This is a genomic window from Duganella sp. AC237 (assembly GCF_979254035.1).
In genome coordinates this window covers 3,428,220-3,442,634 of record NZ_CEEDEW010000003.1, presented here as the reverse complement: position 1 = coordinate 3,442,634, position 14,415 = coordinate 3,428,220, and the positions used below count along the sequence as shown (strand labels likewise).

Below are 14,415 nucleotides of genomic sequence, written 5' to 3'. Positions count from 1 at the left end.
ACGTGCTGCGCGCCGTCCGCATGCTGCGCTCGCGCGCCGCGGAATTCAACATCAATCCGGCGCGCATAGGCGTCATGGGCAGTTCGGCCGGCGGCCACCTGGCCGCAAGCGCCGGCACCTTGTTCGACAATCCCGCCGGCCGCACCGGCGCCGCCATGGACGCGGTCAGCGCCCGTCCGGACTTCCTGATGCTGATGTATCCCGTCATCTCGATGCGGGAGCCGGCCGTCCACGCAGGCTCGCGTAAAGCGCTGCTCGGCGCCGCGCCATCGGATGAAACGCTGCAGTTGATGTCGTTGGAAAAACAGGTCACCACCGCCACGCCGCCAACGCTGTTGATCCATACGCAGGAAGATCAAGCCGTCCCGGTGGAAAACAGCATCCTGTTCTACCAGGCGCTGACCAAGGCCAAGGTGCCGGCCGAAATGTACCTCTTCGAGCACGGCGGCCACGGCATGGGCATGCGCGATGGCCTGGGCACGTCGTCGCTGTGGCCGCGCCGCGCGGAGGAATGGCTGCGCGATCGCGGCCTGCTCACTCAGGCGAAGTAGAACATCGGCTGCAGCGGCCATTCGCGGGGCCGGTTGCCCGGCTCCACCTCCATCAGGTCCGCCATGTAGTCCCACCAGCTCTTCATCACCGGCTGGCCCGGCAAGGCCTCGATGTTGTTGTCCGGCGCCAGCTTCAAGACCGCGAACAGGTGCAGCGTTTCCTCGTCGAGGAAGATGGAGTAGTCGTAGATGCCGGCCTCCTTCAGCGCCGCCGCCAAGTCCGGCCACAGCACGTCGTGGCGGCGCTTGTATTCATCCACGGTGCCCGGTTTGAGCTTCATGCGGAACGCGCGTGTGATCATGGCTTCCCTCCGTCGACCATCTTTTTCAGTTCGGCGGCGGCCAGCAGGTAGCCGCCGACGCCGTAGTTGTAGCTGGACGCGGGCCGGTAGAACGCAGGTTCCGCGCCGGTTTGCTGGATGCCGCCCAGACGGCCATCGGCATAAATGTGTTTGAGGATGCCGGCCCAAGCCCGTTCGATCACGGGGCGGTAGACTTTGGCGTCCAAATACCCCTTGTTGACGCCATAGGCCATGCCGTACACGAACAGCGCGGAGCCCGAGATCTCCGGCAGCGGATAGCTTGCCGCGTCGAGCAGACCAGCGTGCCACAGGCCGTCTTCGCCCTGCAGGCTGGCGATACGGGCCGACATGTTGCGCAACTGCTGCACGTAAAACTGCTTTTGTGGATCGTTGTCAGGGATGTAATCGAGCGTGCGCGCGAGCCCACCGAGCACCCAGCCTTCGCCACGCGACCAGAAGATTTTTTTGCCATTCGGCTCGCGCTTGGTGATATAGCTGGCGTCGCGCGCGTATAAATGCTCTTCCTTGTCGTACAGCAGATCGTAGGTCTTGCGCCACTGTTCGTGCACGTAGTCGAGGTATTTGCGCTCGCCGGTCGCCTTGTACATCTTCACCCACACCGGTGGCGCCATGAACAGCGCATCGCACCACCACCATGGCAGACGGTCGTCGCCGGGCTTCAGCGTTTTCAGGTCGATCAGGATATCGAGCTCGGTTTTGGTCGGGCCGAGGCGCGCCGACGCTGGATCGCGCTCGTGCAGTTCAAGATAGGTTTGGGCGACGCTGATATCGTCGGCGTTGGGATACGGCGTGCGCAACTTCCACTCGAACTGATTGGCCATGGCCAGCATGGCATCGCGGTACTTCGGGTCGCCCGTCGCATCCGAAGCAGCCATGAAACCGCTGTATAGCACACTAGAGGTCCAGATCCGGTCCAGATGCGGCAAAGTGCGCGCCAGCTGCCAATCCGCCACCATGCGCAACGCCTTGTCGATGGCCGTCGCTTGCAGTACCGGCGACAGGTCGGTCGCCATTGGTCCGGCATCGGCTGGCGCGTCGCCGAAGTGACGGCTGGTGTCCTTGTCGACGATGGCCTGCATGGCGGGCGTAGGCAGTGGATACTGCTGCGTGTTCGTGCCGGCGCAGCCGCCGATCAGGCCAAGCGCAGCCAGAAGCAAATATGAAGTCTTCATCAAGTCTTGTCCTGTTCTTCAAAACTCTTCCTGGAAGGATCTTCCTTGGGCGGCGCCGGCTTGACGACCACGCTGCCGGCCGGCAGGCCACGCACCGCCGCCGCGTCCTCGATGGCGACCGGCTCTTTCAGGCGCAGTTTCGTGTCGGTGAACTGCCAGTCCTTCGCGTCGTAGATATGGCCGCCCTTCTCCGCATCGATGTCCAGATTGGCGAGACTGAAGCGGTCCAGCGGCACTTCCTTGTAGCCGTCGACCTCGAAGGCGGTGGTGGCGCCGGTGGCCTTGATGTTCCAGATGCGGACGTCGTGGAAGTGCGCGATGCCCTTCTCCCTCGGCACCGGGGTGGCCAGCACCTTCCAGTACGCCGGATAGTCCTTGATCTCTTTCGGGATCTCGGCGTAGCTGTAGCTCGGGTTCCAGTTCATCGTGATGCGTATGACGACCGGCGTGCCCTTCATCGTGAAGTCGTGCAGGCGCAGGTTTTCGCCGAAACCGCCACGCGTATGCGCCGATTTGAACAGAATGCCGACAGGGACTTTGTCCAGCACCGTGATGTTGTAGGCCTCGATGTTGCGGAAGCCGCCTGCCGTCTCGCTGCCGAACGTCACCCCAGCGGCGCCGTCGCGCACGATGGAGTCGCGGATGATCACGTCTTCCGTCGGCCGGGCGACGCGCTGGCCGTCCGAATCGCGGCCCGCCTTCAGGCACAAGGCGTCATCGTTGACGGCGATGTCGGCGCTCTGCACCAGGATCTTTTTGGAGGAATCGATATCGATACCGTCGGTCGACGGTCCGCGTCCACCCTCGTTGTTGCGGATCACGACACCATCAACGGTGACATCGGTCGAATAGCAGATGTGCAGCGTCCAGAAGCCCGAGCGGCGCAACAGCAGGCCGCCGCCGACCTTGACCTGCGACGAATTGAATACCTGGATCAGGCGCGGACGCCGTGCATCGTAGTCGGACGCCCAGCGCAGGCCCCGAGGTTCGTAGGTCTTACGCAGCGTCCAGTAGCTATCCCAAAAGATCTTCCCGTCACCGTCGATGGTTCCCTGGCCGGTGATCGCCGCGCTCTTTTGCTCGTAGACGTTGACCAGCGCCGCCGGCCAGCTCATTTCGATACCTGCGATCCGGGTGGGCATGACCGGATAGTCCTCGATCCGCTGCGAGCCGAGGATGGTCACACCTTTGTCGACTTGCAGCGTGACGCCGGTTTTGACAAAGATCGATCCGCTCAGGTAGGTGCCGGGACTAAGCACGACCGTCCCGCCCTCCTTGGCGGCGGCGTCGATGGCAGCTTGAATCGCCTTCGTGTCAAGGGTAACGCCGTCGCCCTTGGCGCCGTAGCTGCCGGCGTTGTAGGTTTTGGCGCCGGCCGTGGCCATGCCGAGGGCAAGGATGGCCGTCACGGCGAGGTGTATCCACTTCGTTATCTTCATGGTGGTTCTCATTCTTTAGGTTGCGTCAGCAGCCGAACGGCCCCCAGCATCCCCGACGGCGTCGGGACGATCAAATGCGTATCCTGCGGCACGAAGCGCTGACCGTAGCGCGCCGAGAGCAGCCGGTAATCCGGACGATCCTGTCCCGCCAGGGCGTTGAGCGACAGATTGGCGACCTTGACCTCGATCTTGTTCACGCCAGCCCGCAGCTGGGTGGTGACATCCAGCTCATAGGGTGGATGCCATACCGCGCCTGCACGCTTGCCGTTGACGAAGACCTCCGCCGCCTCGCGGATCGGACTCTCCATCATTGCGCGCATTCCGGCCGGGACCTTGGGCGTGCTGTCCAGTGGCGTGCCTTTGCCGAAATCCAGTCGAATGGAGGCGCCCTTCAGTTGCGAGGCAGTGAGTTCCACTTCCTTGCTGTAAACGGCGATGCCGGAGAAAAAGCGCCTGGCCGGATCGTCGGTCCACGAGCGCAGTTGTGGCATCGACTGCGGTTGCTCACCCGGGAATCGTACTTGCCAGTCGCGGCCAAGGTCCGCAAGGACTGCCGCTGGTTTGGAAATGGCGGGCGTGCCGGCGGCATCACCGTCACCCAGAACCAGAATCCGCGATTCATAGGGCGCCAGAAACAGCTCCAGCGCCGGCGTCACCTTGGCGGGACTGGCCGAGCCGTCATGCGGATTCCACCATACTGCGGATTTGCGCGTGGCGCGAAGCCTGGCGGTGGTTCGAACTTCGCGATTGCTGGTATTGGCGATGAAGTAGATATCGCCATCGGCCAGCTTGCGGCGGATAAAACCGACATCGGCCGACTGCGACGCCAGTTTCAGGTCCGGCGTCAGCGCCTTCGCGAGCGCCGCGCCGACCGCCGCGTCGTCTGCCACCAGCGTCACGCCGCTTTTGTCTTTCAAGGCGTTCGATGCCGCCACAACCCGTGACGTGACCCGCTGCGCATCGGCAAAGCCGGGCGCCATCGATGGCAAGCCGCCAACGGCGATGATCTTGCCACCCCCGCGCACGTAATCCGCCAGCTTGGCCATTACTTCGAGCGACAGGCGCGTTACATGCGGCATCACCAGCACCGGATGGCTGACGCCCAGCGCCACAATCGATTCCGCATCGACGTAGTCCAGATTGTGGCCGGCATCGAGGATCTGCTCCGTCAGTTCCGGCGTCACGTGCTTGTGCATCTCCGCCGACAGCGAGACTTTACCCGGCGTCATCGACGCGTAGACGTCGTCGTTCGGCAGCAGCACCGCGACATCGTTGGCCGGACGTCCCTGGCGCATCAGATAGCTGGTGCGGCTCAGATACGAGGTCACGTCCGGCATGACGTTCCACCAGGGCTGGTGGTCGTTGAAGACGGCGGCCGCATAAAACGCGTAGCCCGGCTCCGGCGACCCGGGTGGTGTGTAAGGCCAGCCGTGACCGACGAACAGATTCACGCCTTGAAGCAGCATGCGGTCGGCCTCCGCCTTCATATCCAGCGGCGTTGCGCTGAAGGCCGGCGAGTGCAGCCAGGTCCAGGTCTCGGCCGAGATCACCGGCTTGTCGTACAGGTGCCCCGCCGATGTCGCCAGACGGGTGAAAGAGAAGGTGCGGAACTGCGGTCCTTCGCCTTCCGGCAGCGCCACCAGGCGGTTGCTCGACATGGATACCGCAGGCTCGCCATAGGTCTGGGAGCGGAACTGCGTTTTGTGCGCCTTCGCCCAGTCGTTGAGCGGCGTCAGATAGCGCTCGTTGACCAATTCCGTTTGCGTCTGCACCCAGTCGTGGCGCAGCGCGCCCGCATCCGGCCCGGCGCCGCTGTGGATCGCCGGCAGATGCGGCTTGAGGTCATAGCCGCGCCGACGCTCGAACTCTTCGAGAAAATCGTCGGTCCAGTCGGTGCCGTAGACTTCAAGACTATCCGAGAACACCGCATACGGCGGCTGGTCGCCGAACGCCTTGAGCAGCGGTTCGGCGACGACATTCAAATGATGATCGATGGCCTTGCGGCTCAGATGGTCCAGTACGAAGCCTTCCGCGCCGAGCGCGGCGCGCTTGACCTGCTGGCCCGTGCGGCTGGCGATGTAGAACACCATCACGCGCGCATCGGCAGCGGGGGCCACGGCGGCGCGTCCGGTGCCGGCGGCCGCAGGCAGCTCCGCCAGTTTCAACGCGGCTGCGTCATACTGCCTGGCGCTGCCCGTGCCGACGAAGGCGGCCAGCAGCTTCTCGCCGCTCATGATGGACGGCAGCGCGACACTGGCCGCGCCGGGCGCCACTTCCGCCACGGCGACGCGCAGGCGCCCCGCCGATTCGGTGACCGGAACATTCGGACCGCCATATGGCCAGCCGCTGGCCAATGTGATATCGACGCGCATGCCTTCGGCGAGCGCCTTGCGGTTGACGAAGCTGACCGAATCGAGGAAATCGGCCGACAAATAGGGAACATTGCGAATGCCGCGCGCGGGGTCGTCCAGCTCCATCGGATATACCGGCTGGATCTCCACGCCGCCGAAGCCGCCGGCCTTCATCGCCAGCAGCTCGCGCTCAAGCTCCGATTGCACCACGGCCGGGCCAAACCACCACCACCGCACCAAAGGACGGGCGTCCGACGGCGGATTGGCCACATGGGCGGCGACATCGGCGAGGCGGTCCGACAGCACCGGAACCTGTGCGGCGGCCAAGCCGCTACACAGCCACGCCAACGCGGCACAAACCGCCCTTGCTGCAGGCGTCGCGGGGCGGCGCTGATCGCGCAGCCCCTTGGTTGTCGGGGCCACCGCTTAGACGATACCGCTGCTGCTGGCGCCCGCCTTGGCCGGCCGGCGTTCCGCCGCCTGGCTGCGATAACCGCTTGACCGATAGAACGCCACCGGATCGATCGCGCCGCCGGACCGCAGCCGCGCCATCGCCAGAATCGCGCTGACGTCTGTGCGGTAAGCGTGCTTGAGCGTTTGTGCCGACTGCAGCGCGTCATTGGCTTCCTGATACTGGCGCAAGGCCACGCGATCGACCAGGTTGGCCTGGACGAAAGCGCGCTGCACTTCGACAGCGCTGTTCATCAGGCTTTCGATCGGATCGGTCACATTGTGCGACTGGTCCAGCATGTAGGCCGGCGCGAACGAAGCGCCTTCGCGTTCGGCGGCGTCGGCCAGCTCGTTGAAGACCAGGAACAGCTGGAACGGATTGATGCTGCCCGAATCCAGATCGTCGTCGCCGTATTTGCTGTCATTGAAGTGGAAGCCACCCAGCTTGCCGAACTGCGCCAGCCGCGCGACGATCATCTCGATGTTGGTGTTCGGCGCATGGTGGCCCAGGTCGACCAGGCATTTCGCCTTCTCGCCCAAGGTTTGCGCGCAGGCGAAACTGGTGCCCCAGTCGGCGATGGTGGTGGCGTAGAACGCCGGTTCGAACAGCTTATGTTCGATAAACATATTCCAGTCGGCCGGCAGCGCGGCGTAGATGCCGCGCGCGCTGTCCAGATAGCGCTCCAACGCACCGCGCAGATTGTGCTGGCCCGGGAAGTTGGCGCCATCGCCCACCCATACGGTCAACGCCTTCGATCCCAGCGCCCGGCCCAACTCGATACATTCGATATTATGCTCGACCGCCTGGGCGCGCGTGGCAGCGCTGTGCGCCGTCATGCTGCCGTATTTGTAGGTGTGCTCCTGGCCCACCTGGTCCTGGAAGGTGTTCGAATTGACGGCGTCGAAATACAGGCCGTGGCTCTCGGCCTGCTGGCGCAGCGCCGACGGGTCCGAGGTTTTATCCCAGGGGAAGTGCAGCGACACCCCGGGCGTCGCGCAGGTCAGCTGGTGGATGACGGCGCAGTCTTCCAGCTTTTCGACCACGTTGCGCGGCTCGCCCTTTCCCGGAAAACGGGCGAAGCGCGTGCCGCCGGTGCCGGCGCCCCAACTTGGCAAGGCCACAGCGAACTTCTGCGCTTGCGCGGTCAGCTTCTCGATATCCTGGCCACGGCGGGCCAGCATGCCGCCCAGCGCCGCGTAGTCCTCGTCCAGATTGGCGCGCAGCTTGGCGTTGTGTTCGGCCACGCGGCCGCTGTCGATGATGCTCATAAGGTCTCCTTCGTTATTTTTATAGTGTGTGGCTTAGCGCGTGAACGCAGCGGCGTTGCCGGCATCGACGTTGAGAATGTTACCAGTGCTCTTGCCGGCTTTGTCGCTCGCCAGGAAGTACACCGCTTCGGCGATATCCTCCGGCAGAACGCTCAGTTTCAGCATGCTGCGGTCACGGTAGAATTTCTCGACGTCGTCGGCCTCGATTTTATTCGACTGGGCGCGTTCCTGCTTCCACTTGCCGTCCCAGATGCGCGAGCCCTTGATGACCGCGTCCGGATTGACGACGTTGACGCGGATGCCGTGCGGTGCGCCTTCCAGCGCGATGCAGCGCGCCAGGTGGATTTCCGCAGCCTTGGCGGTGCAATAGGCGGAAGCGCCGGCCGATGCCACCAGGCCGTTTTTGCTGGCGACGAAGACCATGCTACCGCCGAGTCCCTGCTGCTTCATGATGCGGAAGGCGGCGCGGCTGGCCAGGAAGTAGCCGGTCACAAGGATGTCCTGGTTGCGCTGCCAGATTTCCAGGGTGGTGTCCTCCAGCGGCGCCGACGAGGCGATGCCGGCGTTGGAGATCAGCAGATCGACGCCGCCGAAACGCAGCGCGGCCGCCTGCAGCACGCTTTCCACCGCGTCTTCGCTGGTGATGTTGGCGACGATGCTGCCCACGCTATCCTTGCCGGCCGACTTCACCAGATCGGCGTGCGCCTGCGACAGCGCTTCCGGATCGATGTCGGTCAACATCACGCAAGCTCCTTCCTGCAGCAGCTGCTTGGCGACCGCCTGGCCGATGCCGCCGGCGCCGCCGGTGACCAGCGCGATGCGCCCGGCCAGGCTCTTAGGCTTAGGCATGCGCTGCAGCTTCGCTTCTTCCAGCAGCCAGTATTCGATGTCGAAGGCTTCCTGTTCCGGCAGGCCGACATAGGTGTCGACGCCGTTCGCGCCGCGCATCACGTTGATCGCGTTGACATAGAACTCGCCGGCGATGCGCGCGGTGGCTTTGTCCTTGGCGAACGACAGCATGCCGACGCCAGGAATCAGGTAGATGATCGGATTGGCGTCGCGAACGGCCGGGCTGTTATCGTGCTTGCAGCGCTCGTAGTAGGCCACATAGCCGGCGCGGTACTCTTCCAGCGCCTGATCCAGGCCGGCGACCAGCTTGTCGAAGTCCGGCTTGAGCGGGTCGAAGTCGATCACGAACGGACGGATTTTGGTGCGCAGGAAGTGGTCGGGGCACGAGGTGCCCAAGGCCGCCAGCGGTTGCAGATCGCGGCTGCAGACGAATTCCAGCACGGCGGCGCTATCGTCGAAGTGACCGAGCTTGTATTCGTCGCGGCTGATTTTACCGCGCAACAGCGGCATCAATTTGGCCGCCAGGGCGCTACGCTCTTCGGACGGCAGCGGCTCAATGGCCTGGCCGCCGAACGAAGGCTGCTTCGAATTGGCGGCCAGCCACTCCTCCGCGCGCTTGATGATCGCCAGCGTGGTCTCGTAGCAGGACTTGGCGGTGTCGCCCCAGGTGAACAGGCCGTGGCCTTCGAGGATGATGCCCTTCAGGTTGGGCTGCGCCTTCGACACCTGTTCCAGTTTCAGGCCAAGGTCGTAGCCTGGACGCTGCCATGGCAGCCATCCCAACTCGCCCTCGAAGATTTTTTGCGTCAGCGCCTGGCTGCCGGCGCAGGCGGCGATGGCGATCACCGCGTCCGGGTGCATGTGGTCGACGTGCTTGCGGGCGATATAGGCGTGCAGCGGCGTGTCGATGCTGGCGGCGCGCGGATTCAGATTGAACGTGCAATGCGGCAGATAGGCCACCATCTCGTCTTCCAGCGCCAGGCCGCGATAGCGCCCCTTCAAGGCGTTGAGCTTATCCATGTACAGCGTCGAAAAACCGTCAAGCTTGATGCTGCCAAGGTCGCCGCCGGAGCCCTTCACCCACAGCACCTCCACTTGCTCGCCACTGAGCGGGTCGGCCATCATCACCTTGGCCGAGGTATTACCGCCGCCGAAATTGGTGATGCGCAGGTCCGAGCCAAGCAGGTTCGAACGGTATAGCAACAGCTCCGGCTCGCTCATGGCTGCCGCAGCTTTGTCGTCCCACAGAGAAGTGATCGGGGCCTGCTGCTGAGTCAAATTCATTTACTGATCTCCGTTGTTTGATTGTGCGTTTAGTTTTCGTTCATGCCGCTTTTGGCAACTGTAACCAGTAGAAATCAGCGGCGCATGGGTGTCAATGCGCCAGCGCTCAAGTTGATGACCAAGTAGGAAATAATCATATCGATGATCAGAACTTGATCAGTTCACGAAAACGATATCGAAACAATCAAATATTTGATCGACTAATGATTGACGTAAGATTTTGAAATGTTTAGTCTTAGTAATTAATAAAGGCGCACACCGGATCGGTCCCCCAGAAAACTGTGGCAGCGACGGTAGTAAGCGCCAAATAAAAGGAGACAGGAATGGTAAATCACAAACGCCGTAAACGTTTGCTGAAGTTGCTCGCCGAACATAATACGGCCAGCGTGCCGCAGTTGGTCGACTGGCTCAGCGCCTCCCCCGCCACCGTGCGACGCGACATCAGCTGGCTCGCCGCCCGCAGTCTGCTCACCCGCACCCGTGGCGGCGCCGCGAACCTGGAGCAGAAAAAGCGCAGCTTCACCCTCACCAGCGAGACCTTCCAGCACAATATCCAGTGCTACGCCGAGCGCAAACGCGCCATCGCGCGCCACGCCGCCGGCATGTGCAGCGAAGGTGAAACGATCATCATCAACGGCGGCACCACCACCTTCATGATGGCCGAATTCCTGGTCGACCAGCACCTCAAGATCCTCACCAACTCCTTCCTGATGGCCGAACGCCTGCTCGTATCGAGCGAGAACGAGATCATTGTCCCCGGCGGCAAGGTCTATCGCGAGCAGAACGTCATCCTCAGCCCCTTCGACAACGACATCACCCAGCACCACTACGCGGCCAAGATGTTCATGAGCGTCTACGGCCTGTCGCTGCTTGGCCTGATGGAGGCCGACCCGCTGCTGATCCAGGCCGAGAAGCGCCTGATCTCGCAGGCGGAAGAACTGATCGTTTTGGTCGACAGCTCCAAGTTCGCCAAGAAGGCGGGCCTGATCCTGTGCGGCTTGAACCGCGTATCGACCGTCATCACCGACACCTACGCCTCCGATTCGGCGGTGCAGCTGCTCGAGCAATCGGGCGTGCGCGTGGTCACCGTGGAGCCGGAAGCGATACCCGCCCAGCACAACGCCAGCCAGTTCAATCCACCGTTCGACTATCAGTCGGCCGCGATGTACCAATCGGAGGTATCGCATTGAAGCGCAGGAAGATCGTATTGGCGGCCGTTGCCGCCGGCCTGCTCACGGCGATCGCCGGCTGCGGCGAGAAGAAAAGTGACAACATGCGCATCGCGATGGTCGTCAAGAGCCTGGGCAACGGCTTCTTCGACGCCGCCCACACCGGCGCCAAGGACGCGGCAAAGGAGCTGAAAAATGTGGAGATCATCTACACCGGGCCGACCACGCCGAGCGCCGAGGGCCAGATCGAAATCATCAACTCGCTGATCAGCCAGAAGGTCGACGCCATCGTCATCTCGGCCAACGATCCCAACGCGCTGGTGCCGATCACCAAAAAGGCCATGGCGCGCGGGATCAAGGTGATTTCGTTCGACAGCGGGCTGGCGCCGGACGGCCGCTTGATGCAGCTGAATCCCTCCAACCCGGAGATGATCGGTTTGAAGCAGATCCAGATGGCGTCCGACGCCATCGGCGGCAAAGGTGAGATCGCGATCCTGTCGGCGTCGGCGCAGGCGACCAACCAGAATATCTGGATCGGCGTGATGAGGAAGACGCTGGAGAAGCCCGAGTACAGCAACATGAAGCTGGTGGCCACCGTCTACGGCGACGACCAGTCCGACAAGAGCTACCGCGAGGCGATCGGCCTGTTGCGCAGCAATCCGAAGCTGAAGGCGATCATCGCCCCGACCACGGTGGGAATCAACGCCGCCAGCAAGGCGGTGGTCGACGAAAACCTGGTCGGCAAGGTGTTCGTCACCGGTTTGGGACTGCCGTCCGAGATGGCGGGCCACGTCAAGAGCGGCGCGGTGCGCGAGTTCGCGATCTGGAATCCGATCGACCTCGGTTACGCCGCCACTTACGCCGCCTACGACTTCGTCAAGGGCCAGCCCACCGCCAAGCCGGGTGGCAGCGTCTCGGCCGGCCGCATGGGCAGCATCGCATTGGACGCCAACGGTGAAGGCGCGATGGCGCCGCCATTCACCTACGACAAAGGGAACGTCGACAAGTTCTCCAAGATCTTCTGAGCTGGAGTCCCATGAATAATAATACAACCCCGGTCCTGCAATTGACCGGGATCTGCAAGCGCTTTGCCGGCATCGTCGCGTTGAACAACGTGGCGCTGTCGGTGCGCGCGGGTGAAGTCATGGCGCTGATCGGAGAGAACGGCGCCGGCAAATCGACATTGGTCAAAACCCTGACCGGTATCTACCGGCCGGACGAAGGTTCGATCGAACTGGCCGGCCGACCGGTCAAATTCGCCAACGCGCAGGACGCGATGCGCGCCGGCGTCACCGCGGTGCACCAGGAAACCGTGATGTTCGACGAGCTGACCGTGGCGGAGAATATCTACGTCGGCCGCCAGCCGTGCAAGGGTGCATCGGGCCGCATCGACTGGAGCAAGATCGAGGCGGAGGCCGAGAAGCTGTTCGCGCGCCTGGAGGTCAACCTGCCGGTGCGCGCCCGCGTCAAGGATTTGAGCGTGGCCCAGCGCCACTTCGTCGAAATCGCCCGCGCGTTGTCGCAGGATGCGCGGGTGGTGATCCTGGACGAACCGACTGCGTCGCTGTCGCAGCGCGAGATCCACGAACTGTATCGCATTATCGGCCAGCTGCGCGCTGCAGGCACGGCGATCATTTTCATCACCCACAAATTCGACGAGATCTTCGCCGTCGCGGACCGCTACACGGTGCTGCGCGACGGCCAGTTCATCGCAGAAGGCGCGATCGCCGACGTCACCGAGCAGGATCTGGTGGCGCTGATGGTGGGCCGCACCGTCAAGCAAGCCTACCCGAAGGCGAAGGTCACGCCGGGCGAGGTGCTGCTCGAAGTGAAAAACCTCTGCCATCCGACCGAATTCGACGACGTCAGTTTCTCCTTGCGGCGTGGGGAAATCCTCGGCTTCTATGGACTGGTCGGCGCCGGCCGCTCGGAGGTCATGCACGCGATCTTTGGATTGAGCACCGCCGCGCGCGGAACGGTCAGGCTCGATGGCAAGGAGATTTGCGTCACCTGCGCGTCCGACGCCATCAGGCACGGCATCGCCTATGTGCCGGAAGACCGCCAGCACCAGGGCGCCCATTTGTCGCTGCCCATCCTGCAGAACATCACGCTGCCGATCCTGTCGAAGGTCGGCTTCTTCCTGCGCGGACGGCGCGCGCAGGAGACCGCGATCGCGCGCCACTACGCCGAACAGCTGGAGCTGAAAGCGGCGCACTTGACGCAGAACGTTTCCGAACTCTCCGGCGGCAACCAGCAGAAGGTCGTGCTGGGAAAATGGCTGGCGACCAATCCCAAAGTGATCATCCTGGACGAGCCGACCAAGGGCATCGACATCGGCTCCAAGGCCGCCGTGCACCGGTTTATCGGCGAGTTGGTGAGCAAGGGGCTGTCTGTGATCCTGGTGTCGTCCGAACTGCCGGAGGTCATGGGCCTGGCCGACCGCATCGTCGTCATGCACCAGGGCCGCATCGAACATATATATAACCGCGCCGACGCCACGCCGGAAAATATCGTGGCCGCCGCCTCGGGCTGCGCGCTTCCAGTGGAGGAATGCGTATGAAGGCGTTGCTGAAAATGCGCGAAGTTCAGCTTGCGCTGTGCACCGTCGCACTGATTATATTGGTGGGCACGCGGGCGCCGGTGTTTGTCACAGGCTCCAGCCTGGCCAACCTGCTCACCGACAGCACCTTGCTGATCATGCTGGCGCTGACGCAGATGCTGGTCATCGTCACACGCGGCGTCGATCTGTCGGTCGCTTCCAGCCTGGCGCTGGCGGGCATGATGTCGGCGCTGCTGGCGTCGCGCTTCCCGGAACTGCCGCTGCCGCTGGTGATGCTGGCGGCGGTGGCGATCGGGCTGCTGCTTGGTTTGATCAACGGTTACCTGATCGGCTATCTCGATCTGGCGCCGATTGTCGTCACCCTGGGTACGATGAGCGTCTATCGCGGCCTGGTGTTCGTGCTGTCCGGCGGCGCCTGGGTCTCCTCGCACCAGATGCCGGCCGATTTCATCGCCTTCCCGCTGGCGCGCCTGTTCGGCGTCACGCATCTGGTGTGGATCGCGGCGCTAACCGTGCTGGCGGCTTGGTACGTCGCAAAGCACAGCCGCTTCGGCCGCGACCTGTACGCCATCGGCAACGAGCCGTTTTCGGCCCGCTACGTCGGCATTCCCATCGCCAGCCGTTTGATGTGGACTTACGGGCTGTCCGGAGCAATGGCCGGCTTATGCGGCTACCTGTGGGTGGCGCGCTATGCGGTCGCCTACACCGAGATCGCCTACGGCTTTGAATTCACCGTCATCGCGGCGTGCGTCATCGGCGGCATCAGCATCGCCGGCGGCAGCGGCAGTGTGGCCGGCGCGATGCTGGGCGGCTTGTTCCTCGCCGTGATCGGCAACGCGCTGCCGGTGGTGAAGGTGTCGCCCTTCTGGCAAAGCGCGCTGACCGGCGTCGTGATCCTGACGGCGGTGCTGATCAACGCCCGTGGCGGCAGACCTATCGGCCGGCAAATCCTGCCGATGCACCTGAACAAATCCAACGCAACCGGGAGCGCTGCGTGA

General features: G+C 63.3%; 11 protein-coding genes. 5 read left to right on the top strand and 6 right to left on the bottom strand.

The annotated features are described in order from the left end of the window. Nucleotides 1-2 precede the first annotated feature (2 nt). Nucleotides 3-551: an alpha/beta hydrolase gene (locus tag AC0IYS_RS15480; RefSeq protein WP_471705975.1), complete on the top strand. Its 549-nt coding sequence runs from the start codon at nucleotides 3-5 to the stop codon at nucleotides 549-551. Here the strand turns inward: AC0IYS_RS15480 and AC0IYS_RS15475 are convergent. From AC0IYS_RS15475 to AC0IYS_RS15450, 6 genes are all read right to left on the bottom strand, one after another. Then, the gene (locus AC0IYS_RS15475) at nucleotides 539-853 is read right to left on the bottom strand and encodes an L-rhamnose mutarotase (protein WP_471705974.1); all 315 of its coding nucleotides are present in this window, start codon (nucleotides 851-853) and stop codon (nucleotides 539-541) included. The genes AC0IYS_RS15480 and AC0IYS_RS15475 overlap by 13 nt on opposite strands. Continuing rightward, the gene (locus AC0IYS_RS15470) at nucleotides 850-2,046 is read right to left on the bottom strand and encodes a glycoside hydrolase family 88/105 protein (RefSeq protein WP_471705973.1); all 1,197 of its coding nucleotides are present in this window, start codon (nucleotides 2,044-2,046) and stop codon (nucleotides 850-852) included. The genes AC0IYS_RS15475 and AC0IYS_RS15470 overlap by 4 nt, the downstream gene beginning before the upstream one ends. Continuing rightward, nucleotides 2,046-3,485 (bottom strand): glycoside hydrolase family 28 protein, encoded by a 1,440-nt coding sequence (locus tag AC0IYS_RS15465; protein WP_471705972.1) that lies wholly within the window; start codon nucleotides 3,483-3,485, stop codon nucleotides 2,046-2,048. The genes AC0IYS_RS15470 and AC0IYS_RS15465 overlap by 1 nt, the downstream gene beginning before the upstream one ends. A gap of 8 nt (nucleotides 3,486-3,493) precedes the next feature. Then, nucleotides 3,494-6,163 (bottom strand): glycosyl hydrolase, encoded by a 2,670-nt coding sequence (locus AC0IYS_RS15460; protein ID WP_471705971.1) that lies wholly within the window; start codon nucleotides 6,161-6,163, stop codon nucleotides 3,494-3,496. Between the two features lie 99 nt (nucleotides 6,164-6,262). Then, nucleotides 6,263-7,555 carry an L-rhamnose catabolism isomerase gene (gene rhaI, locus AC0IYS_RS15455; RefSeq protein ID WP_471705970.1) on the bottom strand — a complete coding sequence of 431 codons (1,293 nt, stop codon included), beginning with the start codon at nucleotides 7,553-7,555 and terminating at the stop codon, nucleotides 6,263-6,265. Between the two features lie 33 nt (nucleotides 7,556-7,588). Then, nucleotides 7,589-9,688, bottom strand: a complete 2,100-nt coding sequence (locus AC0IYS_RS15450) for a bifunctional rhamnulose-1-phosphate aldolase/short-chain dehydrogenase (RefSeq protein WP_471705969.1) — start codon at nucleotides 9,686-9,688, stop codon at nucleotides 7,589-7,591. Nucleotides 9,689-10,011: 323 nt separating this feature from the next. On the opposite strand from AC0IYS_RS15450, the gene AC0IYS_RS15445 reads away from it, so the two are divergent. From AC0IYS_RS15445 to AC0IYS_RS15430, 4 genes are read left to right on the top strand one after another with little or no spacing between them, the layout of a single operon-like run. Beyond that, nucleotides 10,012-10,878, top strand: coding sequence for a DeoR/GlpR family DNA-binding transcription regulator (locus AC0IYS_RS15445; protein WP_363495195.1), 867 nt, complete (start codon nucleotides 10,012-10,014; stop codon nucleotides 10,876-10,878). Continuing rightward, nucleotides 10,869-11,882 carry a rhamnose ABC transporter substrate-binding protein gene (gene rhaS, locus AC0IYS_RS15440; protein WP_471708883.1) on the top strand — a complete coding sequence of 338 codons (1,014 nt, stop codon included), beginning with the start codon at nucleotides 10,869-10,871 and terminating at the stop codon, nucleotides 11,880-11,882. Before AC0IYS_RS15445 ends, rhaS begins: the two co-directional genes overlap by 10 nt. An 11-nt stretch (nucleotides 11,883-11,893) precedes the next feature. Next, nucleotides 11,894-13,417, top strand: coding sequence for a sugar ABC transporter ATP-binding protein (locus AC0IYS_RS15435; RefSeq protein WP_471705968.1), 1,524 nt, complete (start codon nucleotides 11,894-11,896; stop codon nucleotides 13,415-13,417). Further along, complete coding sequence (locus AC0IYS_RS15430; RefSeq protein WP_471705967.1) at nucleotides 13,414-14,415, top strand: ABC transporter permease; 1,002 nt, start codon at nucleotides 13,414-13,416, stop codon at nucleotides 14,413-14,415. Before AC0IYS_RS15435 ends, AC0IYS_RS15430 begins: the two co-directional genes overlap by 4 nt.

What these genes read in the sequence shown, in the direction of transcription:
- AC0IYS_RS15470 (WP_471705973.1), bottom strand. Translation starts at nt 2,046, where the DNA reads ATGAAGACTTCATATTTGCTTCTGGCTGCGCTTGGCCTGATCGGCGGC.
- AC0IYS_RS15475 (WP_471705974.1), bottom strand. Translation starts at nt 853, where the DNA reads ATGATCACACGCGCGTTCCGCATGAAGCTCAAACCGGGCACCGTGGAT.
- AC0IYS_RS15435 (WP_471705968.1), top strand. Translation starts at nt 11,894, where the DNA reads ATGAATAATAATACAACCCCGGTCCTGCAATTGACCGGGATCTGCAAG.
- AC0IYS_RS15465 (WP_471705972.1), bottom strand. Translation starts at nt 3,485, where the DNA reads ATGAAGATAACGAAGTGGATACACCTCGCCGTGACGGCCATCCTTGCC.
- AC0IYS_RS15445 (WP_363495195.1), top strand. Translation starts at nt 10,012, where the DNA reads ATGGTAAATCACAAACGCCGTAAACGTTTGCTGAAGTTGCTCGCCGAA.
- AC0IYS_RS15450 (WP_471705969.1), bottom strand. Translation starts at nt 9,688, where the DNA reads ATGAATTTGACTCAGCAGCAGGCCCCGATCACTTCTCTGTGGGACGAC.
- AC0IYS_RS15430 (WP_471705967.1), top strand. Translation starts at nt 13,414, where the DNA reads ATGAAGGCGTTGCTGAAAATGCGCGAAGTTCAGCTTGCGCTGTGCACC.
- rhaI (WP_471705970.1), bottom strand. Translation starts at nt 7,555, where the DNA reads ATGAGCATCATCGACAGCGGCCGCGTGGCCGAACACAACGCCAAGCTG.